Below are 24,519 nucleotides of genomic sequence, written 5' to 3' on the forward strand. Positions count from 1 at the left end.
TGATTGGTACTGAGGTAACTCATGACTAAAACCGACGATTACTTTTTTAGGGGACGCTCCTACACTCTAGCGGCATTGGCTGGGTGGACAGTCATCACCATTTGCCTTGTATGGTTCAACATTAACTGGGTGCGCTTTGAGCCTTCGGAAACAACAATGAGGGGGGATTCGCTTCATCAAATTCAGCACGTTTCACACTTGAATTTTTTATTTTGGGGGTATGGTGTGCTCTGGCTGGTAGGAATCGCAGGTATTTACCTCACATCCCATGACCTAAAAAAACGCTTTCAGGAAAGGGAGAAACTGATCTTATCGATCCAAAAGAATCATGAACTCATCGCATCCAGCGAAGAAAAATTTTCCAGGGTTTTCAATCTTTCTCCGGTCATGGCCACTCTGGCCTCATTGGAGGAGGGGAGGTATCTGGATGTCAACCAAAAATTCCTTGAAGTTTCCAAATACACACGTGATGAGGTGATCGGACGGACGTCGATCGAGATCGGCTGGATCAGCGCGCAAGACCGTGCACGATTGAAACAGGACCTGCAATCTTTGGGCCGCGTAACAAAAATGGAATTGCTCTTGCATGCAAAGGACGGGCGGGAAGTCTTCTGCATTTGCGACAGCGAGTTGATCGAATTGGAAGGCGGAACCTACGTACTTTCCCTAATGCAGGATGTGACCGAAAAAAAGCAGGCCGAGGAAGCTCTTGAAAAAAGCGAAGCCCAATACCGCCTAATCACCGAAAACATGAGGGACACCGTATGGCTGATGGATATGGATTTCAAACCAATTTACACCAGCCCATCGGTCACACGGCTGCGCGGATTTACTCCCCTCGAGCTGCGGTATCTGCCGCTGGATCAAAACCTCACCCCCGATTCCATGCGGCGGGCCCAGGTAATCATTGAATCGGCTCTCGCGCCTGAAAACATAAACAGCACATCATCCGCCAAAATGGAATTGGAATACTACAAAAAGGACGGCACAACTTTTTGGAGCGAGGATACGTTCGTGCTGATCCGTGGTGAAGACGGGAATCCTGTCGGCATCTTGGGAAGCGGCCATGAGATTACCGAGAAGAAAAAGGCCGAGGATGCCTTGAGGGAAAGCGAAGAAAAACTCCGTACGGTATTCAATACCATGGAAGAAGGTCTGGCATTGAACGAACTGGTCTACGATGAACAGGGCGAGATCGTGGATTATAGAATACTGGAAGTCAACCCCGCTTATGAACGCATCGCCAATGTAACCCATGAACAGGCCGTTGGCAAATTGGCGACGGAAATCTACAAGATGCCCGCAGAATACATCAACGCCTTCTGGAAAGAACACTTGAATGACGACCACATCGTCACTGAACTCTATGAAGACCGTCTGAAGGCGTGGAAGCATATTTCAACATCCAGACCGGTTCAAGGTAAATTCACCACCATTTTCTTCGACATTACCGAACAAAAGAAAGCGGAAGCCGCCCTGCGCACCAGTGAAGGGCAATATCGCCTGCTCTTCGAGGAAATGATGGATGGATTCGCGCTGCACGACATCATTTGCGACGCGAACGGAAAACCTGTGGATTATCGCTTTTTGATCGTTAACCCGGCCTTTGAAAAACTCACTGGTTTAAGGGCAGGGAGTATTATCGGAAGAACCTTACGGGAAGTTTTGCCAGATGCCGAGTCCAGCTGGGTGGAACGATATGGCAGGGTGGCCTTGGATGGTCAACCCGAGCATTTCGAGGAATATTCCAAAAACCTTCAAAAGCACTTTGAAGTACGTGCTTTTTCGCCTGCGCCAAAACAATTCGCTGTCATCCTCCACGATATCACCCAGCACAAGAACGCCGAGGAAATCAAGAAAAAGATGCAGCAGGATTACGAATCCCTGATACAAAATGTCGATGGGGTCGTTTGGGAATCTGGCATCCACGCATTGTCCTTCTCCTTTGTCAGCAGGCAGGCAGAGCAATTATTGGGTTATCCCATCGAACAGTGGATCACTGACCCGACTTTTTGGGTGGACCATATTCACCCCGAAGACCGCGAATCAACCGTGGATTTTTGTGCCGCCAAAGCAAAGATGAAAAGCTCCTTTGAACTTGAGTATCGCATGATCGCCGCGGATGGAAGAGTTGTCTGGCTGCGTGATACGGTCAAAGTGGTGCTGGAAGACGATCAACCTATCAAACTGCTTGGGATCATGATCGACATCACCGAAAAAAAGCAGTCGGACGAAAGGCTGCGCCAGCTATCTCTCGTTGTGGAGCAAAGCCCGGCTTCAGTGGTCATTACCGATCTCAATGGCAATATTGATTACGTTAACCCGAAGTTCATTCAGATAAGCGGATATGCGCTCGAAGACATCATTCACAATAATCCGCGCATCATTCAATCTGGCAATACAGACGTTGAAACCTACACCCAATTATGGGACAGTATCACTTCGGGCAGGGTCTGGCATGGTGAACTTCAAAACAAGAAAAAGAACGGCGAATATTACTGGGAGGATGTGCTGATCTCACCGCTCCTCAACGGCAATGGAAAGATCACCCACTTCGTCAGCGTAAAGGAAGATATCACCGAACGCAAACTGGCTGAAAAAGAGATCATTGAAAAATCACAGGAACTGGAAGCTCTGTTTAAAATATCCTCCCATTTACGCACCGCACAAACCGCACAGGAAATGATTCCCGTTGTGCTGGAGCAGATGCAGGGGACATTCAACTCAGACGCCAATGCGCTCATTCTGCTCGAAACAGATCGCATCCACTTTAAATACATCCTTGGAAGCGGCTTACTTGGCGGCAACACAGGCCTGGAATTCGAGAGCAAGAACAGCATCAGCGGGCGCATCATGCAAACACTCGAACCCTATATCACACTCGATTTCACCAACGACCCATTCAGGTCACCATCAATAAAAAATACACAGAACATCGGTCCGACCGTGATCGTGCCTCTGCAATCCGAAAAGGAATTCATCGGCACGCTACTGTGCGCCCGCGCAAAAGATTCCGCGCTGGGGCCGTTCACAGCCGCCGAAATAAAACTGCTGCGCGCCATCGGTGAAATGGTCGGCAATGCCTTGCGGCGCGCAAAACTTTATGATGATGCGCTTTCGCGGCTGCAACGCGTACAGGCATTACGCTCGATCGACACAGCGATCAACTCGAACATGGACCTGCTCCTCACCCTCAACATGCTCATCAGTCAGGCCATTGCCTTGATGAAAGTGGATGCAGCGGCAACCCTGCTTTACAACCCAGTCACCCACATGCTCGAATACGCCACCGCTCAGGGCTTCCATCACAAGGAGATCGAAAACGCGAATCCCAAACTGAACCATGGGTTTGCAAACACAGCCATCATTGAACGCCGCATGGTCAAGGTAACAAATCTCAAAAACGCAGAAGACCGCATGTATCGCGAGATCGCGATCAAGGAAGGCTTCGAAAGCTGTCACATCGTCCCAATGATCGCCAACGGACAGGTGTGCGGCATCCTTGAGGTGTACAACAAAACGGCGTTCTCCCCCGACCAGGAATGGCTCGATTTCCTTGAAGCACTCGGAGGCCAGGCCGCCATCGCCATTCATAGCGCCCAGCTTTTCGAGAACCTCGAAAAATCGAATCTCGAACTTTCACTCGCATACGATGCCACTATTGAAGGCTGGTCCAAGGCACTGGAACTCAGGGATAAAGAAACAGAAGGCCACACCCTACGCGTCACCGCATGGACGGTCAAACTTGCACAGCTGGCAGGCTTGAGTGAAGCCGATATTATTCAGGTGCGCCGTGGTGCCTTGTTGCACGACATCGGCAAAATGGGCGTTCCTGACCATATCCTGAACAAAAACGGCGACCTCACCTCACAGGAATGGGAGATCATGCACCAACATACGCAATATGCCTATAACATGATCCGCCCCATTATCTTCCTGCGCCCTGCGATTGATATCCCCTATTGCCATCACGAAAAATGGGACGGCACTGGCTACCCGCAAGGATTGAAAGGCGAGCAAATCCCCTTCGTGGCGCGTCTTTTCGCCATCATCGATGTCTGGGATGCCATTACCTCAAACCGCCCTTACCGTAAGGCATGGTCTTTCGAAAAAGCGCTGAATTATGTAAAATCAGAATCGGGCAGGCACTTCGACCCGAAAATCGTTGAATTGTTCTTGAAGATGGTCGATAGCCTGAGGAACAAATAAACAAAAGCCCGCGCCTCACAGCGGACCTTGAAACTGGTCGGGCAAATTTACATTGTAGGAGGCTGACGATGAGTCTTGAAAAAGCAGTGGAAGCCATCATCAAAGAAGCACAGGAACGCGGCGATTTCGACAACCTGAAAGGCAAGGGCAAGCCCATCGACCTGACAGCATATTTTGAAACACCGGAAGACGTCCGCAATGCGTATGCGATGTTGAAAGGTGCGGGCATGGTCTCTGCCGAAGTGGATCTGTTACAGGAGATCGCTGCCTTGAAAGATAGGCTCGCAACCACCTACGAGGAAAAAGACCGCAATCGCATCAAGAAAATGATCCGTGAAAAGCAATTGCAATTCAACGTGATGCTTGAGCGGCAGAAACGTCAGCAAAGTAAAAGCAGCAGAAAATAAGATCAGGCCGGGGCGGGGAGCGATGCGCAAAATCCTTTGGCATAGTCCTGTGGATAAAATCCTGCAGACAAAGTCCGCTTTGACAAATCATCCCCGCCCTGCTATACTCTCATTAGTTAAGTTGACTTTCTCTGCCGATAGCAGGCAGTTTGTTTGAGAACATCGTGTTTTGAAGTACGATCCTTCGCGAGCAAGTCAGCGGAGGTCTTTTTTTTGTGGGAAAAGGCGCCGAGGAAAATACCAGAAATACATCAACCATGACTTTTACCGCATAAGCGGTTTAACATATCAACTCTTAGTGAGGTTTATAAAAAACATATGAGTAAAAAGAACAAGTTAAGAATTATCCCGCTCGGGGGGCTGGGCGAAGTGGGAAAGAACATGATGGCCTACGAATTCGGAGGCGACATCATCGTTGTAGATGCAGGCATCATGTTCCCGCATAATGACATGCTCGGGGTGGATTACATCATCCCCGATTTTGAATATTTGATAAAACGCGCAAACCGCGTGCTTGGGCTGATCATCACCCACGGGCACGAGGACCACATCGGCGCGATCCAGCACGTGATCGACCAGATCAACGTGCCCATTTACGCAACCCCGCTCACCCGCGGATTGATCGAGGGGAAACTTTCTCGAAACAATGCCCAGCACAAGGCACAATTTAAGACCATTCAGGCGGGCGAATCAAGCAAGATTGGTCCCTTTCAGATCGAGTATTTTCATGTAAGCCATTCCATTCCCGATGCGGTCGGTTTGGGAATTACCACCCCCGCGGGCCTGGTGATTCACATGAGCGATTTCAAATTCGACCACACCCCCGTGGACGGCTGGCCGACCGATTTTGCCAAGCTCTCCGAGTTCTCCACCCGCGGCGTGGATTTGCTGCTCTCCGATTCAACCAATGCCGAACGCCCCGGTTGGACTCCTTCTGAGTCTGTGATCGGTCCCGCGTTCGACAAGGTCTTTGCAGAGGCAAAAGGCCGCGTCATCGTGGCGACTTTCGCTTCGTTGATTTCCCGCGTTCAGCAGGTAGCTGACGCCGCCGCCAAGCACGGACGCAAGATGGCGCTTGCTGGCCCCAGCATGGTGGACAATGTAAAGATCGCCCGCAAGATGAAATACCTGAATATCCCCGATGAAATGATCGTGCCCATCGATCAGGCCCTACAAATGCAGGACCACAAGGTGGCGATCATGTGCACCGGCTCACAGGGCGAACCGTCTTCCATCGTCGGGCGGTTATCCGCTGGGACAAACCGTCAATTTGACCTGAAACCCGGTGACACCATCGTGCTTTCGTCACACCCGATCCCGGGCAATGAAGAAACCATCAGCAAGACGATCAATCGTCTGTTAAGAAGAGGCGCGAAAGTCATCCATGATGGCATCGCCCCCATCCACGTTTCGGGTCATGCGGCGCAGGAGGAGCAGAAATTGCTCATCAACCTCGTGAAGCCGAAGCATTTCATGCCCATTCACGGCGAATTGCGCCAGCTCATGCGCCATGCGGAACTCGCCATGCAGCTCGGCGTTGAGCCCGAAAACACCATCGTCGTTGAAAATGGACAGGTGGTGGAATTGATCGGCAACAAGATCCTACTCGGCGAACGCATTCCAGGCGATTACGTGTTCGTCACCGGTGAATCCATCGGCGACATAGACCACGACGTGATGCGCGAGCGCAGTCAACTGGCCCGCAATGGCATTCTCTTAATTGACATCAGCGTTGATAAATTTACAGGCCGCCTGCTCCACGACCCCGAGATCATCACCCGCGGATTCGTTTCCCCCGAAGAAGCGGAAACCTTGATCCCCGAAGTGCAAAAGCGCGTCATGGACGTTGTCCATGACAGCAAATTGGATGACGAAAAAGATATCGTCAATGCCGTGAAGAGCTACCTGCATCAGGAAACCAAACGCAGGCCGATGGTCTTTGTGACATTGAGCAAGGCGTAAGATAAGTAATATAAAAAAATCCCCGACTTGCTTGGGGATTTTTTTATATTACTTTATGTTCAAGTCAGTAAACAACGCCTGAATATCCGCGCTACCGTTTGCTGGATCATCCAATTTTGCCCGATACCCAATAAATAACCAGCGATTAGGTGAAGTAAATGGAATGGGCGTCATTGATATACCTTCAGCATTGGCAATGATCGAACCAAATTCGAGTTCAAAGCCCAATGTATATCTCCCTGATGGATTTTGAAAGACTCTGCTGACTTCTATTCGTTTATTTTCTGGCATGGTTTTAAGCGCAAATGCCTGCTCACGCACATCACCAGGTGGAGCGACTAGTAAGACTCCCTTAGAGCTAACATCAGGAAGTTCAAAAATCCCAAACCAAATCTGCGCATTATCAACCTTATCCAGATCAATATCAACGCTTACATTCCCGCTCTGTGGTAACGGGTAGAACACACCATAATCCTTGGATTTTGTTAAAGCTTTAGGCTGGGAAAATATATACAATCCCCCATCCTTTGTATAAAACGCATCCAAGATAGGTTGTGAAAAACATTCACGATCATCTTTGGGTAATTCGGGGAAATCCGATGAAGAGTAAACCGTCCAGTTATATCCGGCAATACAGTTATTCCCCCAATCTCCGCCAACAGGGCAATTATGATTAAGTATGCAAGAGAGTTCGGGTGTAGAGGTGGGTATAAAAGGGCTGTTTGTTGCAGTAGGAGAAACTTCTATACTAATGGTAGTAGGAGTCGGAGTAGGTCTATTAAGTATAAAGTTCCAAATTGCATCAGCATTCAACAACGCTCCCACTACAGTCGCAGTACATGTAAGAATTGCCCCAACAATTGGCACAACAAGTGGAAGGCGTCTCCAAAAGGGATCCTTTTCTTTGTACTGTTCTTCTTCATTGTTACCAGGCGCAGGTTTAGCCTTTTGATCCATTTAAGCCTCCCAAAACACGGATATAAAACCTAAATCCTAGTATAACGAGAATCCAACCGAGAATCAATTCCCTCTTTTATAATCAAATTTTCAATCAAATATCACTTCAGCATTTTCGCAATTTGCCTGTCCACCTTGCCCATGGGGAAATCGTCCAGTTCACCGAGCTTGACCCATTTCAGGTTTTTGTTTTTGGGGACCGAAGCCGCCTCACATCGAAACGCATAGACAGTGACCTTGAAATGGGTATAAGCATGCTGGACGACACCCAGCGCATCTTTTCTCTTGACCTTGAAGCTGTATGCGGCATTAATGGCTTTGACCAGCCCTGCGGCAGGGTCAGCTTCGACGCGTGCATTTGGAAATTCCCACATGCCGCCGAGCAATCCGTCTGCGGGGCGCTGGTGCAGTAACACGCGTCCGCGCTCGATGATCACTGCTGCCGCGTGGACGTATTGTGGGGCCTGTTTTCTTCGGCTTCAAAACGGGACGCAGCTCCTGCGTGCCATTCTTGCGGGCTTCGCAGATTTCCATCAAGGGGCAAAGCAAACAGCGTGGATTTTTCGGCAGGCAGATGGTCGCGCCCAGATCCATCAGAGCCTGGTTGTAGTCACCGGCTTTTCCTTTGGGCAGATTTTCGGCGGCTAATCCCCACAATATCTTTTCGCCTGTGGGCGAATCGGCAAACTCTGTCACATCGAACAGGCGCGAAAATACTCGCCGCAGATTACCATCCAAAGTGGGTTCGTCCATTTTGAAGGCCATGGATGCAATCGCCCCAACCGTGTAACGGCCAATTCCAGGCAGGCTGCGCAGGTCATCCAAATTACGGGGCAATTCGCCTCCAAACTTTTCAGCGACGATCTTCGCAGCTTTATGCAGGTTTCTGGCACGGCTGTAATATCCCAGCCCTTCCCATGCATTGAGGACGGTCTGCTCATCAGCTTTTGCCAACACGGGGATATCGGGAAACAACTTCATCCATTTTTCGAAGTAGGGAATCACCGTATCGACACGGGTTTGTTGGAGCATGATCTCAGAGACCCAGACCGCGTACGGATCGGGGTGGTCGCGCCAGGGGAGAGTCCGCCCGTGTTTTTTGTACCAGTTTAGAAGGTCGGAAGAGAGGCGGGGTTGTTAGTATCAGTTGTCAGCGCAAAGATCGGTCAGCGGAGCAGATTCGAAGAACATCTTTTCGAAATCGATCAGGCGGACGTTGAAGTAGCCTTCATCTGTCTTGCAGGCAAGGACAATCGCATCTGCGCCGTGTTGAAAATCAAGCAGGTCTTTCGTGATAAATATCAAATCGCTGCGCGTGGCGTTGAGCAGAATCGAGCCAATGCGGGAGTAATCGCGGATCGCGTACGCAGGCCAGGGATTCACAGAAGCCATCCCCTCTCCACGCCTGAACAAGCGCGGATAGAGCAATTGTCCTTCCAAAAGAACAGCTTCGGGTTGATCAAGGAAAGTTCGAATCTCTCCAATATCATGTCCACGAGATTCGAGTGTTGCGAGCAATTCATTTTGAGAGGCTGTGTATCGGGGCTGCGCCAGTCCTTTTGCAAACCACGGGAGTGCACCAATGAACATAAAACCCAAAATGAAAAGAGTATATTGCGGGCGAAAATCGCGAAGGGAAATTCCTTGACTCAGTTTGGAAGATTCATGAATATCTACAAATGGATTTTTGCCGAATAAAAGGGAAAGGCCTCCTAAAATTTCCATTGCGCCGATGGCGAAATAGAAATAAATGACCCAATCCACGGGCAGGTTGTAGCGCCAACTGGAAAAGCGGGAAATGCCATTGGCAAGCACATATCCCAGATTGACGGCCAGCGGCACCATACCGATCCACTGCATGCGACGCCAAGACGCGCCAATCCCTACTGCGATGATCGCCAGATAGATCAAAAGCAAAACAAGGTTGTACCAGACGAGTGTCCCATTCCATGAAACCCAATATAAATTGACAGGCTCCATTAATCCATCGAATCTTTCAATGAGCGGAAGGGCGAGCAATCCGCCGATCTCCGTATTCAAGATGTGACTGGTGATAAAGCCAGCCACATAGGCGGGGTTTTCAAGTGAAAAGGAAACGATCCGCTGCCCGACGCTCTCTTTTGCAGGGTCGAATTGACTGAGATCCAAATGCCCCGAAAAGGAATACTGGCTATAAATGATGGCCGCCTGGCGTGGATCATCGAAGGTAAACTGGCCTGTCACTGTATAGTTGTGAGTCAACCATGGCAGCACAGTGAAGGTCATTGCAATGGCAAAGACAATGCCCGCCATCACCCACTCTTTGGTTTTGCGCTGGAAGGCAAACCATGCCAGCACAAATACCACTGGCAAAACAAGCAATGACTGCGTTCGAAATAAAAGCACCAGGCCGAAAAATCCGCCCGCGATCAGCGTGGATTTTAAATCACGACGTTCCAGCCACCAAATGAGAACGAGGCAAAGAACCGTCAACGCCATGGCGGTAGGGAAATCGGTGGTAAAAATTTTTGAGTTTGCCACGCGGGTGCTGGAAGAAATCCACAGTCCGGTCAATTCGCGGAAAATGGCAAACATGGCAACGGTCACGCCTGCGGCGGGAGTATGCAGTTTCTTCGCGAGGAAATACAAGGTCACCGGGAAAAAAGCCAGAACCAAAGTCTGCGCGGTGATGATGGCTGAATAATCCTGCCCGAAAAAGAAATGCAGGACTGCCAGAAAGAACACATAAAACGGACGCGGGGGAATGCTGCCGAGGTAATCCGTACCGAGGAGGAGGCTTTGAGCGAGGTAATCATAAAAACCCGCATCGGAATATGGAAATGGCGTATTGGCAGGCGGAGTGATCGGCGAATAAAAACTATTTTGCAAAACGTCCACTGGCACTCTAAGCCAGAGAATGGCTGCGGTGATATAAAGAGCCAGAGGAATGAAAAAATTCGTAAAGCGTAAATTTCGTCCTTCAACTTCATTCAGGACATAAACAAGCGTAGTGAACCCCGCGAGAATAGCAATGGCAAATTGCCAGCCAAGAATGGCAACTCCGGGTTCACCCCAATAGGCCTGGTCTGCGGTGATGCCGATTCTGGTAATGGCTACAAAGAGGAAGATGGCAAATAAAATGAAAAAGACGATCAGGGCACAGATATAAACAGGTTTACGCTTTGATAATTCCTGCGGATGAAATCCATTCTTTTGGAGCAGGAGCAGAATAAAGCATTGGACCCCGATGACCAGCAGATACCAAAGCAAAGGACTCAGGCGTTCGTAATAGGGCAGGAGCTTTTCCGGGCTGAGATACCGCAAAAGGAACAGAGTCAGGCCCGAGGTTAGGGAAAGAAGCGCAGAGGCGAGGATGAAAGTCGTGTCGGCGAACCAGTCAAAATTGGATGAGTCGCGACGAGTATTCCATCCAAAATAAATCCCCGCGAAAAAGAAGAGCAGAAAAACCGCAAGCAGGCCGAGGCGCGCAAGGGACAAGCCATCTTCAGATGGAAGAAGCAGGAGCGCGAGAGCAGCGAGCAGGGACTCAAAGGCCGCGGCAAAGAAAAACCACGGCCATAATCGAGAAAAGACTTCGGAAGTCTTTTGAGGTGTATTTGAAATCATAGCGTTTGAGAAAAACTTCCGAAGCCCAATAAAGTTTCTTTAAAACTGAAATCCGCCGCGCGCCGGAACGATCTTGTGTGAATAGTTTTTTACATAACCAAAGAGGCGTTCCTGCAGGGCCACCCAATCTGGAGAAGACAGAATGCGGCGCGCCTGTGCCATATCAGAGGCAAGCAGCCCTACCTGAATTTGAGGATAGGAACCGTAAATCGTCGCCCAGGCTTCCGTGGGTTGAAGCCCAAGCCGCTGAACACCAGGCACGAATTCACCGATAACAAACTCGAAATATTCCTGATCTCGCTCGGCGGCGATATCCCAGGTCATGATGACTTTGACCGACATATTATCCTTTTTGGTAATCCAAAACTACAACGTGTGTCTCATCGGGAAGACTCGAGCGGGATACCTTGAGCAGGGGCTGTGACTCCGGTTTGCTGAGACCCATTTCCTTGATGAATTTGTTGATTGACTCAAGGTCTATTTTTGAATCGGGTGTGGAATAGTGCATGGGGATGACAAGATTGGGCTCGAGCATGCTGACGACTTCCGCGGCTTTCGCAGCGTTGAGGCTGCTCCCGCCACCGACGGGAACAAGCGCCACATTGACAGTACCAAGCAATTCGATCTCGCTCTGCGTGGGGATCTGCTGCAGGTCGCCAAGGTGGGCCACTGTGATGCCGTCATAATCGAACACATACACAGTATTGCGAACCTTTTCTTTGGACTTCTTGCCAGCGCTGTCAGTTTGAACGGCGGTGATAAATACACCGCCAATCTCGAACTCTCCAGCACCCGTTAATACGTGTGTGGAGCCCTTGACCGCTTCACTGTAGCTATGGCCGGGCGCGTCATGGCTGACTGTAACGATCTCAGCTTTAAGTTTTAACGGTTCATATCCTATTTTTTTGCTGTCATAAGGGTCGGTGACCACGGTAACATAATTGCGCTCCGTGAGCCGAAAACAGGAATGTCCATACCAGGTAATTTCCATAAAAGAGCCTCCGAAGGGCAATTATACCCGATGGGCACGCTCCCCGAAGGGCATCTGGACATTATTAAATTAACAGCCGCCCGCTTTTTTGGCAGGCGGCTGTGATTCAGTTCATTATCGTGCAGGTTTTATGGGCAATGCGGAGCCAGTTTATTGGCTTCGTTCACGGAGCTGCTCCAGGAATATTCTTCATTATCGCTAAAGTAGTAGTAGGTGGCGCCGTTGGGCATCATCACAACCGTGATGCCGCCATAGCCTGACATAAAGGGAGTATAGAAAGAGCAGGTGTAACCATCAGCGGAGGTGAATTCCTTGGCCCAGAAACCGTTGTTGTATTTGAACACTGGTGTACCGGTTGTGTTCATTCCACGGTCGGTGGAGTCATCCTGCATGGAATCGGCAAGCATATCGGGCTGGAGAATCTGCGTGCCATCGATAACGCCGTTCTGGTTGTTCAAAAGCAGGGCAACCTTGGCGATATCGTCCTGTGTCCAGAATAGGCCATAGCCTGCGAATACCTGACCGGTGGTGTTGTTATCGGTGCGGAGCGAAGTCATAGTGCCTGCACTCAACTTGAGCGGGACAAAAACCTCATCACGCAGCATATTGAAGATGTCACTTCCACCGCCCTGCGCATTCAGATAATTCTGCATCGCACGCCCGAGGATGAACGTGTCGGAGGAGTGATAATTCCAGAATGTACCCGGCGCGGCTTTGCTCGGGAAATTGAAGGCGGCTGTGATCTTGCTGCTGTATGGTTCGGCGAGGAAGAAGGTTTCCATGTAGCTTCCGCCTTCGTCGGACTCGTATCCAGCCAGGCGGTAATTCCCTGTAGCCATGTCAATGGTGTTGTTGAAGGTCACGTTCGTCCACACGCCAACGCTGCCAGTGTATTCGGGGACGTAATCCTTGATCAGCAGGTTGTATACGCCAGATCCGTATTTCTGCCCGAGCCGCATCAAAGACATGGAAGCCATGGCAGATTTAGCCGTGGAATAGGATGGGACCCGCATCACACCGCAATAGGCATATTGACCGTAACGCGTGCCGCAGCCTGAAACATAATTGACTCCGTTGAAAACGACGCCATAAGTGGTCATATGCGCGGCAGTCACACCGCTGCCAAAAACGGACGTGTTAACGCCAGAGGCGGGGTAATCCGTCGCCAATTCCGCGATGGACTTGGTGGGCAGGCGATTTCCAACTTCCACGGCGTGGTTATTCTTGTATGTGTCTGCATTTGCAACTGCATACGGTGAGTACGTGGCAGATAACTGTCCCCACATGTTGATCTTGTAATAGGCACAGGTTTCCTGGGTGATCTGATAGCGCACATTCGAAACCGCCGAGCCGTTGAACAGGAAGGTCATTACGCCATTGTGGGTGCAATTGGCATTACGCTGAACCAACGCAAACGGGAAGGAAGCACGCGACCAGCCATTATCGGTCGTTTCAGACCAGGCGCGACCCGGGCCAATGATGTAATTCCAATATTGGTGACCGGTGATGCTCAAGCCTTGATTGACGGGAATCAAATGGCTTCCATTTTGAACGAACTCGAAACTGAATTCGGGCAAATGCTTGCGGGGATTATCACCATTCCCAGTATAAGCATATGAATCCTTTACTTCGTTAAAGCCGCCGCTGGTGGCTTCGTTATTCAAGACCAGTAAACCTTCAAAGGCATGCAGCGGCATGGCCGCATTTGACGGAAGAGCAAACGCACTGTCATCCACAGGGGCGGTGCTGGTGCCAGAAGTCAGGTTTGCATATGTCAGCAAGGAACGTGTCACAGCACCAGAACCAGTAAGCGGGTCGCCGGGAACCGATCCGCCGGGAGGAGGTGTGGAAGTGGGTCCGGGAGTCGCAGTCGGCGGGATCGGGGTACTGGTAGGCGGAGTCCCAGCCGTGCCTGTGACCGTGACATCTTCGGCATAACAATAATCGCCAGTCGTTGCACCATTGCCACGATAGCGGACCTGGAAATTCGCGTTCTGATCTGCGCCAGCGATATTGTTTGTGGTACCGTTAAAAAACGTTGAGTTATCCTGACCGTCATTCAAGATGCCGATGGCGGTCCAGCCGCTGCCGGTGTTGTATTCGATGTAACAATGGTCGGCGCTTTCCAATGAGGAGGCAGCCATGTTCCATGTGATCGAAATGCCTGAATACCCAACCGTTGATACCGCGCGCGTAATACTGGCGGTTCCGCGGATGCTCACCGAGTTGGGCACAATGGACGGGCTTGCAATGCCTGCCACGGTTCCACTGGTCGTCCAACCGCTATAACCAGTGTTGAAGTTCGTGGAATAGATCTGAGTCTGTTGGGCAGATACCGGGTTGGGCATGCCTGCCATCAAAAGCGCCAGCAATAAAAACAGGGTCAATGCAAATGGGAAAACCGATCTCTTCATGTTCATGCTCCTTTGGCTGATATAAAGTTGATTGACAGACCGCGCCTGCCAGATCGAAAACAAAAACGGGCAACACGCACCTCCGTGTTGCCCGCCTGATTCCCATTGATTAAGTTGTCTTGGCCGTATTGATATTTCTATGGAACTTCAATGCCCCGAGTTCCGCGAAACTTCCTTTTTCAAGATTATTGTCTTCATAGAGCGGGAATTTATGTCCGGAGTCACGCAACTGTTTCAATGTTTGCGCAAGACCCAGTGTGCCAAACTCACGCGTCCGTGAAGTGTGATCGAGATCGATCATCTCGGTCATGAAGGTCTGGTTGGTCGAGGCTTCCTGTAACACGCGGCCATCAGGGTCAATGATCGTTGAACGCCCGCCGCCCCACTCACCGATCCCATTCACGCTGACGAAATAACATTGATTGAACAAAGCATTGGCACGCGCCATCGCCAGTTCCAATTCACGGTCTGATGTGGGCGTGAGTGTCGGCTGAAGGATCACCTCCGCGCCCATCCAGGCCAGTTGACGCGAGACCTCGGGAAACCACATATCGTAGCAAATGCATAAACCGAACCGCCCGACATCGGGAATATCGAAAACACAAAACTGATCGCCGGGCGTTGTCCCTGCTTCGTAGGGAAGCCACGGAAACATCTTGCGATACTTGGCAACGATCTCGCCTTCCGGTGAAATTACAATCGCGGTGTTGTACATCTTGTCGCCATCCAATTCCCACATCGAGCCAGGCACCAGCCACTTGTGAGTCTTGCGCGCCAAAGCCTGCAAACGCTCGGTCAACGGGCCGGGGATCGCCTCTGAATTTTTTAGATACCAATCCTTATCCTCGGGCGTCACAAACTGCACCAGCCCGGGCACCACCAACTCATGGAACATCACGAGGTTGACCCACGGAAAACTCTTACTGATGTTCAGCGCAAGATCAGACATTTTATCTATCGTAGCATGCGCATTCCACCGTTCAACAGACATCTGCACACCGGCAATACCAAATAATCGAGTCATAGATGGATTCCTCATCACTCCACAAAATGACAGGCGACGGAGCGCCCGCCTCTTACCTGACGTAAAACTGGTTCTGTTTTCTGACAAATTTCCCGCCCCGCAGCCAACGGACAGCGCGGATGGAATCGACACCCCGCAGGCGGATCGATCGGGCTGGGCACATTCCCCTCCAGCGTGGAAAGTTCGCGCCGCTCAATCGAAACAACAGGCAAAGGTATCGCGCCAAACAACGCCTGCGTATACGGATGCAGCGGCGCATTGAAGACCTCATCCGCCGCGCCCAATTCCACGAGCTTGCCCAAATACATCACACCGATGCGGTCGCTGATATGCTGCACCACATTGAGGTCATGTGAAATGAAAACGTAGGTCAAATTATTTTTTTGCTGCAACTCCTGCAACAGGTTGATGATCTGCGCCTGCACCGAAACATCCAGCGCCGAAGTTGGCTCATCCAAAACGATCAACCGCGGATTGACCGCCAATGCGCGCGCAATCGCCACCCGCTGACATTGTCCGCCTGAAAGCTCGTGCGGGAAACGCTCCAAATGCTGGGCACCCAAACCAACCTGATCGAGCAATTCAACAACCCGATTCCTGATCTCGTTCTTCGGGATAATTCCATGCGTCCGCAAAGGCTCCGCCACAATATCCACGATCTTCAAACGCGGACTCAACGACGAGAGCGGGTTCTGAAAAACGATCTGCATTTCACGGCGCAGCGGGCGCATCTCAGTGCGTGAAAGCGCGGTGATCTCACGTTCGCCAAAGAACACTTGTCCCTCGGTCGGCTCGATCAAACGCAGCAACATTCGTCCAAGCGTGGTCTTGCCGCAGCCTGACTCACCCACCAGCCCCAGCACCTCCCCTTGCATCACGTCAATGCTCACCCCATCCACCGCATGGACGTAGCGCCGCATGGCCGGGTTGATGCGCGCGATCAAACCATCGGAAAGCAGAAAATGCTTCTTGAGTTTCTGTGCTGAAAGTAAAGGTTGATTCGTCATCATTTTCGAGGCTCGGCAGGTAAAAAGCAGGCGCTCTCATGCGAGTCGCCTACAAATTTCAACGGCGGCATTTCTTTCGTACAGCGTTCAAGCACATTGGCACAGCGCGGCGCAAACGGACAACCAACGATCTCGCCCGGGTTGGCAGGGACAGTCCCCGGAATCGCCGCCATTCTTGATCCGCGCATACCCGGGCGCGGGATGGCATTCAAGAGTCCCTTGCTGTACGGATGATGCGGAGATTCATACACAAAATATGTGGGCGAAATTTCAACGACACTGCCCGCATATAAAACCGCCATGCGGTCACAAGCCTGCGCCACCACGCCCAAATTGTGTGTGATCAAAATAATCGACAGGTCAAATTTCTTTTGCAGGTCACGCAGCAGATTCAAAATCTGCGCTTGAATCGTCACATCCAATGCCGTTGTGGGTTCATCGGCGATCAACAGTGAAGGGCGGCATGCCAACGCCATCGCGATCATCACGCGCTGCTGCTGCCCGCCCGAAAGCTGATGCGGATACGAAGTCATCACCCGTTTGACATCGGGCAGTCCAACCGCATCGAGACTTTCCTCAGCCTGTATCTGCGCCGCTTTTTTATCCAACTTCAAATGCTGACGGACCACACGTGTGATCTGTTCGCCAACCGTAAAAACTGGATTCAACGAAGAAGTCGGGTCCTGGAAGATCATGGAAATTCGACCGCCTCTAACCGTGTCCATTTCTGGTTCTGAGAGCGAGAGCAGATTCCTACCCTCGAACATGATCTCACCGCGAATCCGCGCGGATCTCGGCAGCAGCCGCAAAATGGACAAACCTGTGATCGTCTTGCCGCAGCCTGTTTCACCGACCACGCCGAAGATCTCTCCGCGCTTCACACCAAATGAAACATGATTCAGCGCCTTGTGAACGCCGCTGGCCGTTTTGAATTCGATCGCAAGATCATTGACCGACAATAAGTAGTTCATTTGTATTGCCTCGGGTCAAAGATATCGCGCAAGGTATCGCCGAGCAGGTTGAACGCAAGCACCACAACAAAGATCGCAATGCCGGGGAATGTCGCAATCCACCACTGATCGAGGATGTAGGTTCGGCCGTCGCTGACCATCAAACCCCAATCGGGTGAAGGCGGCTGAGTGCCAAGGCCTAAAAATGCCAGACCGCCCATCGCCAGAATGACAGTTCCCAAATCCACTGTGGCTTGCACGAGGATGGGCGAAATCGTATTCGGCAAAATATGGCGGAAAATGATCACCGTATCACTGACGCCCATCGCCTGCGCAGCCTCGACGAAATATCGCTCCTTCAAGCTGAGCGTGACCCCGCGTGCAATGCGCGTGTACCACGGCCACCACGAGATGATCAGCGCAAGCGCGGCTTTATCCAATCCACGGCCGAGCGCGGAGGCAATTGCCATCGCCAAAAGCAGAGATGGAAACGCGAGGAATAGATCGGTGATGCGCATGATGACTTCATCCAGCCAGCCGCCTTTGTAGCCAGCCAATGCGCCAAGCGGAGCGCCGATCAGCACAGCGAACAGCACCACGCCGATCGGAATGATCAACGCAGGGCGGGAGCCCATAATGACACGGCTCAAAATGTCGCGACCAAGTTTGTCGGCGCCAAACCAATGTTCGGCAGAGGGCGGCAACAGGGTGTTCGAAGCGTGCGTTTTCCCCTCCCCTTCCTCTGGATAAGGCGCGATCTGATAAGAGAAGATCGCCATGAACATAAACAAAACAATAATGACCGTGCTGATAAATGACAACGGGTCGCGCAAAATGACCGACAACACGTGCCGTGCGGTCCGCTTGCTGGATGATTCGGTGGGAAGGATCGGGGTGACAGCCATGATCAGTTCAGACTCACACGCGGGTCAACCCACGCCTGAAGCAGGTCAACGAATAGATTGATGATCACATACCCGGAAGCGCCGAAAAGAGTCATGCCCATGATGGCGGGATAATCCAAATTCAACAGCGAGCGGACGGTGAACAACCCCAGCCCGGGCCAGTTGAAAAGGATCTCAACGAAAAAAGTTCCCGTCAATGCGAAGGCGAAGGTCAGGCCGATGACGGTGAGGGTGGGGCTGATGGCATTCTTCAACGCGTAGAGATACACCACCACATATTGACGAACCCCATAGGCGCGTGCCGTGCGGATGTAATCCTGCCCAAAGACTTCGAGCATGGCGGCGCGGGTCATGCGGGCGATCAAGCCAATTGGGTAAGCGGCCAAAGTGAGGGAGGGAAGGATCAGGTGTAGAAAAGCATCCTTGAGTGTGACCCAGTTCCCGGTCAGGATCGAATCGAGCAGGATGAAGTTGGTGATCACCGTCAACGGATCCGAAAATCGTAAGTCCCCATCCACACGGCCTGCGAGCGGAAGAATTCCAAGGTTGCGGAAAAATATGATCTGAAAAATGAGTCCAAGAAAAAAGGCGGGCATGGAAACGCCGACGATGGAAAGCACACGCACGCCCACATCAATGGGACGGCCCTGCCAGCGCGCGCTCACCACGCCAAGCGGAACGCCGATTAACACCGCGATGAACATACCCGAGAAAAGTAATTCGAGCGTGGCGGGGATGCGGCCTGCCAATTCCTCGGTGATCGGGCGCTTGGTTGAAATGGATGTGCCGAGGTCGCCGCGCAAAAGTTCCTGCATGTACACCGCATATTGAATGGGCAGCGGCTTATCAAGGCCGAGTTGTTTGGTGACACGCTCAATATCCTCCGCGCGCGCCTTCGGGCCGATGTAGAAGGCGGCAGGGTTCGCAGGCACAACGCGTGCGATAAAAAATGTAATGACCGAAACACCGATCAAAACAAATATCGAGGCGCCCAAACGGCGGAGGAGGAATTCAAGCTTTTGCATAATTTTGAAATTCACCACAGAGAACACCCAATTTCATGCTCTCTGTGGTGAGGTATTCAATCGTTATGAATTATTTGGCAGGGCGAAGATCGTAGAACCAGAAGCGGACATCAGGATAGTTCAAATTGTACTTGAAGCCTTCCACATGGTTCGGGACAACGAAGGCAACCATGGTGTCGAAGAGGAAAGCGGCGGGCGCTTGATCTACGAGCAGGGTTTGGGCTTCGGTGTATTTGGCGAGGGAGGCATCGAGATCGGTGCCGCTCAAACCGCCTGCTTCATCCACCAGAGCGTTGTAATCTTCGTTCATCCAATAGGACAGGTTGAACTTGGTGGCGTTCAAATTGCCAGGGTTTTCAGGATTGCCGTAGAACATGCTCCACATATTGTCGGCGCCAGCATCGGAATAGGTGGGCCAGTAAAGCAGGAGGAAGATATCCTGAGCGGTGGCGGGATCTGTCTTGGCAAGTTCCCATTGCTGGGTGAATTCAAGCGCCTCGATGGTGACATCCACACCGATCTGGGCGAAGGAATCTTTGATCAATGGAGCGAAGGTTTCCTCAGTGGAATTCTCGGAAGCATAGGTCAGCTTGAGGCTGAATCCGCCGCCTTCGTGACCCGCTTCAGCCAGCAAGGACTTGGCTTTTTCGATATCGTAGTTATATTGCGGAACGTCGTCCGAATACGGGAACACACCCGCAGGCACAGGCCCGCGACTCTGGGTGCCGCGACCGTTCGCACCGATGGCGATGATGTCTTCGTAGGGGATCGCATACGACAAAGCCTGGCGAACCTTCGGGTCATCCAACGGGGCTTTCAACGTATTGAAGAAAGCGGTGTAATTGAAAAGCGCGGGTTCGAGCGAGGTTGTGTAATCAGAATTCGCTTCAAAGGTCGCAAAAGCATCCGCAGGTACACTGGTGACGAGATCCACTTCACCGCCTTCAAGCAGTTGCTGGCGTGTGGTGGCTTCAGGCACAATTGTGACCAACACCTTCTCATACTGACCCTCTTCCCATCCGCCCCAATATTCGGGATTCTGAGTCAAAACAATTTCCTGGTCAGCGGTGTAGGATTCAAGCATGTACGGACCCGTACCTGCTTCCACACCAGCGCTCCAGTAGTTTTCATCAGCGGCGGCGGCATCGAGCGCCTTCGGGCTGACGATATAGGCGGCATATTCAGAACCGACGATCAATTCCAGAGGCTGTGCCCATTTCAAGGTGAATACAACGGTCAATTCATCGGTGGCTTCCACGGTATCGAGCGGCAGCCAAATGAAGGAAGCGCCCGCATGATCCTTGGCGGCTTCGATGGATTTCTTGACGGCTTCCGCATTCATCGGCTCGCCATCGTGGAACTTCACGCCTTCGCGCAGGTGGAAGGTCCACACCAAACCGTCTTCGCTCTTTTCCCAACTCTCGGCAAGCAAGGGCGTGAAAAGTTCAGCACTGCCGGGCGCATTGACACGCAACAATTGCTCATACATGTTCGCCATATAGGCGGCTTCGGTTGAGAATGAAGCGATTGGGTCCCATGTGGTGATATTGGCGGAACTGGCATATTTCAGAACAACAGGTCCAGCCGCGGGAGCCTCGGTTGCGGCAGGAGCTTCAGTGGCGGCGGGGGCATCCGTAGCGGCGGGAACTTCGGGCGCATCCGTTGCGGCGGGCGCGGGTGAACCGCAAGCCGCCAAAATCAACGAAAACACCAACAACAGCGATAAAACGAACAGCTTTCTATTCATGGTTTCTCCTCTTATCTTGGACGAATTTGTGCAATCCTATCACAGCGGGTTTGCAGAAAATTTGCAAAACATTAGCGGATATAATTGCCCAAGATGAAGCCCTCCCCCCTGCTCAATACAAAATTCACGCCGCCTCCCCGGGCCGGCTCCCTGCCGCGCCCGCATCTCATAGATTGGCTGGATAAACAAACAGGGCAACGGCTGATTCTGATCTCCGCACCGCCGGGATACGGCAAAACCACCCTGCTTGCGGATTTTTTAGCGGCTCACTCCGGACCTTCAGCCTGGTACCAGCTCGAAGAAGCAGATTCCGACCCGACGGTTTTTCTCACCTATCTCATCGAAGCCATTCGCCGCGCCAAATTGAAAAAAGCCGCCAAACTCGGACAAAACGCCCAAGCCCTGCTCGATAGCCCCGAAGCAGGCATGGCCTCACAACGTGTGCTTACCGTATTGATCAACGAACTCAACGAACAGGTCTCCGATCCATTTCTGCTCGTGCTCGAAGATTATCATGCCATCACCAGCCCCGTCGTCCATCAGTTGATGGATTACCTGCTGGAAAATGCGCCGCCCACATTGCGGCTGATCATCTCCACCCGCGCCGATCCGCCGCTCGCACTCGCCCGTCTGCGCGCCCGTGGACTATTGTCCGAATTACGCGCCACTGAACTGCGCTTCCGTGATAATGAAGTCTCAGAGTTATTCAAGCGCGAAGCCCATGATCTATCTTCCGAAAATTTATCCCTGCTCAGTGAAAAAACCGAAGGCTGGGCAGCAGGCTTGCAGATCGTCCGCAACTCGCTGGCGGGGCAAAATGCAATGGCCGCCCGCGAGATCATCGCATCGCTGAGCGGGTCGCACCGTTTTGTCTTTGAATATCTCGCCGAAGAAGTTTTCCGCAGACAGCCCGAGGAAAAACAAAAATTTTTATTACACACCGCCATCCTCGCACAAATGGATTCGGCCTCCTGCAATTCCATCGCTGGCGTAAAAAATTCACAGGATATTCTCGAAGAACTGGAAAAACAAAATCTGTTTCTCACCTCACTCGATTCAGAAAGACGCTGGTATCGATATCATTTTCTGTTCCGCGAATTCCTGTTGAGCAGACTCCGCCGCGAGTTCAGCGATCAGGTGTCGGGTTTGGAAAGAAGCGCGGGAAAATATTACGAGGAGCATGGTGAGTGGGAAGCATCCTTCATCCATTTCATCAACGCGCAGGCTTTTGAATCCGCTGCGCAGGTGGCATTGAAATTCGCATCCGATTACGTTGAACGTGGCCGCGTGGAAGTGCTGCATCGCTACCTCAACATGCTCCCCGCCGAATTACTGCGGGCATATCCCGAATTGCTTTTACAGCACGGCAATGCCCATCGCAGGCTGGGCGAAGCGGGGCTGGCAACCACCGCCTATGAAGATGCCCGCCTTTCATTTGAACAGCAAAAGAATCCATCGGGGCAAAGCCGCGCCATCACCCGCCTTGCGGAAGTGTATCGCGCACAGGGAAATTATCGTCAGGCTGAAACGCTGGCATCACAGGCTTTTGAATCCGCACCGCAAAATGATCACGCCGCGCGCGCCGAAGCCTTGATGGCGCTCGCCAAAAGCGCAGGCTTCCTCAGCGGCATGGACCGCGGACAGGAACTCGCCGAACAAGCCGTGGATGAAGCCCGTCAGGCCGCAGATAAACTCTCGGCATTGGAGCGTGCTGGGTTTCTCCAATCTCTGGGTCAGATCTGCTGGTGGCACGGCGACCCGCAGTCGGCGGCGCAATATGCGCAAGAAGCGCTGCGACTCGTCCCCGATCAAATGTCACCGATCGCGGCGCAGGCATATATCCTGTTGGTCACTCCGCATTTGTATTGGCGCGAATTCGAGACCGCACTGAAATACGCCGAGCGCGGATTGGAGATCGCGCAAACCCTGCACCTCACCGAATTGCTCCCCGCCGCTTATACCGCTTTGGGCAATGTGCTCACGCGCCTCGGTGAAACCTCACGCGCCGAAGCATCATTGCGGCAATCGGTGGAACTCGCCCAAAGACTTGGCATGGCCTCCTACGAGCAGTTGATGGCGACGGGCTATCTCGCGTACAACCTGTACGGTCAAGGCCGCGTAGATGAAGCCTGGCAGCTTGCCGAAGGCGCGTTGTGGGCGTACACAGGCAACCGCGATGCCTACGAAGCCTTCGTCTGTCGCAGCGTTCTGGCAGATGTTGCCCTTGAAAATGAACAACTCAACCGCGCCGAAAATTTATTCAATGAATTATTGCAATCAGGGAAACGCCGTCAATTCAGAGTTCCGCTGGCGATGGTGTATTTCGGGCTGGCATATATTCACCTCGTCACTGATCGAAAAGAAACAGGCGTGGACTATGCCCGCGCCTCCTTGGAATTGATCGAACCCACCCGCGCCTTTCAGTTGTTTGTCGATCAGGGCGAACGCAGCCGCGTAGTCTGCAATGCGCTGATCGAAGCGGGGCACACCAGTCCATTTTTGGATCGGGTGATCGAATTCCAACCCGACAAGCGCAGGAAACAAACCATCACAGTCAAAGACCAGTCTGTGATCACGATCAAAAGCATGGGCGCGTTTCGGGTCTTTGTGGGCGAAGAGGAGATCACACAGGAGCGTTGGGTTTCCTCCAAAGCGCGTGATCTGCTGGCTTTCTTCATCACCTTTCGCGGCGAACGCATCCCCGCTGACCGCGTCTTCGATGCCATCTGGGCGGAAAAAGCAGGCCGTGGATTGACCGCCTTTCACACGGCGCTCTCGCGCTTACGCAGTGCCTTGAAAACGGGAGAAAATTCCCCGCGCCTGATCCTCGTGGAAGCGGGCGATTACCGCATTGATGCCGCGCGCTTCACCATCGACGTGGAGGAATTTGATACCGCCCTCGCCAAAGCCCGCGCCGCCTCTGACGAAGAAGGCTCCGCGCGTTTTTACGAGCAGGCCATCAATTTATACAACGGCGAATACCTGCAAAACTATTACTACGATTGGCTTTTCCCCGAACGCAGACGGATCACACAAGCCTATCTCAGCTCACTGCGGGCACTGGCAGATCATCATTACGCCCATCGGCGTTATACGCGCTCGATTGAATTGCTCGAACGTGCCCTGCGCGTGGATTCACTTCAGGAAGACCTGTACTGCCAGTCACTGCGAGTCCACGCCGCGCTGGGAGACCGCGCAGGATTGGTCAGCCTGTATCAGGAAATGAAGCGCGTTCTGGCAAAGGAATTGGATATGGAACCGCTGCCTGCAACCGAATCCCTTTACCAAAAACTGTTGGAAAATTTCAAGAACTGA

16 protein-coding genes and 1 pseudogene are annotated in these 24,519 nt (G+C 52.0%); 4 read left to right on the forward strand and 13 right to left on the reverse strand.

The window, feature by feature from the left end:
- Nucleotides 1-21 precede the first annotated feature (21 nt).
- From IPI86_RS04860 to IPI86_RS04870, 3 genes are all read left to right on the forward strand, one after another.
- Entirely contained in the window at nt 22-4,209 is a 4,188-nt protein-coding gene (locus IPI86_RS04860; protein WP_345296865.1) for a PAS domain S-box protein, read from the forward strand.
- A gap of 68 nt (nt 4,210-4,277) precedes the next feature.
- Nucleotides 4,278-4,616, forward strand: coding sequence for a DUF1992 domain-containing protein (locus IPI86_RS04865; protein WP_345296866.1), 339 nt, complete (start codon nt 4,278-4,280; stop codon nt 4,614-4,616).
- 318 nt (nt 4,617-4,934) lie between these two features.
- Nucleotides 4,935-6,578 (forward strand): ribonuclease J, encoded by a 1,644-nt coding sequence (locus IPI86_RS04870; RefSeq protein WP_345296867.1) that lies wholly within the window; start codon nt 4,935-4,937, stop codon nt 6,576-6,578.
- 48 nt (nt 6,579-6,626) lie between these two features.
- Here IPI86_RS04870 and IPI86_RS04875 read toward each other — a convergent pair whose 3' ends face one another.
- The 13 genes and pseudogenes from IPI86_RS04875 to IPI86_RS04935 all read right to left on the reverse strand — a co-directional run bounded on the left by IPI86_RS04875 (nt 6,627) and on the right by IPI86_RS04935 (nt 21,204).
- A complete protein-coding gene (locus IPI86_RS04875; protein WP_345296868.1) occupies nt 6,627-7,535 on the reverse strand; it encodes a hypothetical protein in 909 nt (302 codons plus the stop codon).
- Between the two features lie 101 nt (nt 7,536-7,636).
- A complete protein-coding gene (locus IPI86_RS04880; RefSeq protein ID WP_345296869.1) occupies nt 7,637-7,972 on the reverse strand; it encodes an NUDIX domain-containing protein in 336 nt (111 codons plus the stop codon).
- Nucleotides 7,875-8,651 (reverse strand): annotated as a pseudogene (gene mutY / locus IPI86_RS04885) (A/G-specific adenine glycosylase); the annotation flags it as partial. The pseudogene mutY and the gene IPI86_RS04880, both read right to left, overlap by 98 nt.
- A gap of 27 nt (nt 8,652-8,678) precedes the next feature.
- Nucleotides 8,679-11,141 (reverse strand): glycosyltransferase family 39 protein, encoded by a 2,463-nt coding sequence (locus IPI86_RS04890; protein ID WP_345296870.1) that lies wholly within the window; start codon nt 11,139-11,141, stop codon nt 8,679-8,681.
- A 39-nt stretch (nt 11,142-11,180) separates the two neighbouring features.
- Nucleotides 11,181-11,483 (reverse strand): hypothetical protein, encoded by a 303-nt coding sequence (locus IPI86_RS04895; protein WP_345296871.1) that lies wholly within the window; start codon nt 11,481-11,483, stop codon nt 11,181-11,183.
- A gap of 1 nt (nt 11,484) precedes the next feature.
- Nucleotides 11,485-12,132, reverse strand: coding sequence for an MBL fold metallo-hydrolase (locus IPI86_RS04900; RefSeq protein ID WP_345296872.1), 648 nt, complete (start codon nt 12,130-12,132; stop codon nt 11,485-11,487).
- 128 nt (nt 12,133-12,260) lie between these two features.
- Nucleotides 12,261-14,546, reverse strand: a complete 2,286-nt coding sequence (locus IPI86_RS04905) for a hypothetical protein (RefSeq protein ID WP_345296873.1) — start codon at nt 14,544-14,546, stop codon at nt 12,261-12,263.
- 109 nt (nt 14,547-14,655) lie between these two features.
- The gene (locus IPI86_RS04910; RefSeq protein WP_345296874.1) at nt 14,656-15,570 is read right to left on the reverse strand and encodes a carbon-nitrogen hydrolase family protein; all 915 of its coding nucleotides are present in this window, start codon (nt 15,568-15,570) and stop codon (nt 14,656-14,658) included.
- A 14-nt stretch (nt 15,571-15,584) separates the two neighbouring features.
- The gene (locus tag IPI86_RS04915; RefSeq protein ID WP_345296979.1) at nt 15,585-16,577 is read right to left on the reverse strand and encodes an ABC transporter ATP-binding protein; all 993 of its coding nucleotides are present in this window, start codon (nt 16,575-16,577) and stop codon (nt 15,585-15,587) included.
- Complete coding sequence (locus tag IPI86_RS04920) at nt 16,577-17,548, reverse strand: ABC transporter ATP-binding protein (protein ID WP_345296875.1); 972 nt, start codon at nt 17,546-17,548, stop codon at nt 16,577-16,579. The genes IPI86_RS04915 and IPI86_RS04920 overlap by 1 nt, the downstream gene beginning before the upstream one ends.
- Nucleotides 17,545-18,432, reverse strand: a complete 888-nt coding sequence (locus IPI86_RS04925; RefSeq protein WP_345296876.1) for an ABC transporter permease — start codon at nt 18,430-18,432, stop codon at nt 17,545-17,547. Before IPI86_RS04925 ends, IPI86_RS04920 begins: the two co-directional genes overlap by 4 nt.
- A 2-nt stretch (nt 18,433-18,434) precedes the next feature.
- Nucleotides 18,435-19,457 carry an ABC transporter permease gene (locus IPI86_RS04930; RefSeq protein WP_345296877.1) on the reverse strand — a complete coding sequence of 341 codons (1,023 nt, stop codon included), beginning with the start codon at nt 19,455-19,457 and terminating at the stop codon, nt 18,435-18,437.
- Nucleotides 19,458-19,527: 70 nt separating this feature from the next.
- Nucleotides 19,528-21,204 carry an ABC transporter substrate-binding protein gene (locus IPI86_RS04935; RefSeq protein WP_345296878.1) on the reverse strand — a complete coding sequence of 559 codons (1,677 nt, stop codon included), beginning with the start codon at nt 21,202-21,204 and terminating at the stop codon, nt 19,528-19,530.
- A gap of 93 nt (nt 21,205-21,297) precedes the next feature.
- Here IPI86_RS04935 and IPI86_RS04940 point away from each other — a divergent pair, with 93 nt between their 5' ends.
- Nucleotides 21,298-24,519, forward strand: a complete 3,222-nt coding sequence (locus tag IPI86_RS04940) for a BTAD domain-containing putative transcriptional regulator (RefSeq protein WP_345296879.1) — start codon at nt 21,298-21,300, stop codon at nt 24,517-24,519.

The organism is Candidatus Villigracilis affinis (genome assembly GCF_016705895.1).
Classification (GTDB): Bacteria; Chloroflexota; Anaerolineae; order Anaerolineales; family Villigracilaceae; genus Villigracilis; species Villigracilis affinis.

Bases quoted from the DNA above. Each gene is read 5' to 3' on its own strand.
- IPI86_RS04860 (WP_345296865.1), top strand. From the start codon at position 22: ATGACTAAAACCGACGATTACTTTTTTAGGGGACGCTCCTACACTCTA.
- IPI86_RS04865 (WP_345296866.1), top strand. From the start codon at position 4,278: ATGAGTCTTGAAAAAGCAGTGGAAGCCATCATCAAAGAAGCACAGGAA.
- IPI86_RS04870 (WP_345296867.1), top strand. From the start codon at position 4,935: ATGAGTAAAAAGAACAAGTTAAGAATTATCCCGCTCGGGGGGCTGGGC.
- IPI86_RS04875 (WP_345296868.1), bottom strand. From the start codon at position 7,535: ATGGATCAAAAGGCTAAACCTGCGCCTGGTAACAATGAAGAAGAACAG.
- IPI86_RS04890 (WP_345296870.1), bottom strand. From the start codon at position 11,141: ATGATTTCAAATACACCTCAAAAGACTTCCGAAGTCTTTTCTCGATTA.
- IPI86_RS04895 (WP_345296871.1), bottom strand. From the start codon at position 11,483: ATGTCGGTCAAAGTCATCATGACCTGGGATATCGCCGCCGAGCGAGAT.
- IPI86_RS04900 (WP_345296872.1), bottom strand. From the start codon at position 12,132: ATGGAAATTACCTGGTATGGACATTCCTGTTTTCGGCTCACGGAGCGC.
- IPI86_RS04905 (WP_345296873.1), bottom strand. From the start codon at position 14,546: ATGAAGAGATCGGTTTTCCCATTTGCATTGACCCTGTTTTTATTGCTG.
- IPI86_RS04910 (WP_345296874.1), bottom strand. From the start codon at position 15,570: ATGACTCGATTATTTGGTATTGCCGGTGTGCAGATGTCTGTTGAACGG.
- IPI86_RS04915 (WP_345296979.1), bottom strand. From the start codon at position 16,577: ATGACGAATCAACCTTTACTTTCAGCACAGAAACTCAAGAAGCATTTT.
- IPI86_RS04920 (WP_345296875.1), bottom strand. From the start codon at position 17,548: ATGAACTACTTATTGTCGGTCAATGATCTTGCGATCGAATTCAAAACG.
- IPI86_RS04925 (WP_345296876.1), bottom strand. From the start codon at position 18,432: ATGGCTGTCACCCCGATCCTTCCCACCGAATCATCCAGCAAGCGGACC.
- IPI86_RS04930 (WP_345296877.1), bottom strand. From the start codon at position 19,457: ATGCAAAAGCTTGAATTCCTCCTCCGCCGTTTGGGCGCCTCGATATTT.
- IPI86_RS04935 (WP_345296878.1), bottom strand. From the start codon at position 21,204: ATGAATAGAAAGCTGTTCGTTTTATCGCTGTTGTTGGTGTTTTCGTTG.
- IPI86_RS04940 (WP_345296879.1), top strand. From the start codon at position 21,298: ATGAAGCCCTCCCCCCTGCTCAATACAAAATTCACGCCGCCTCCCCGG.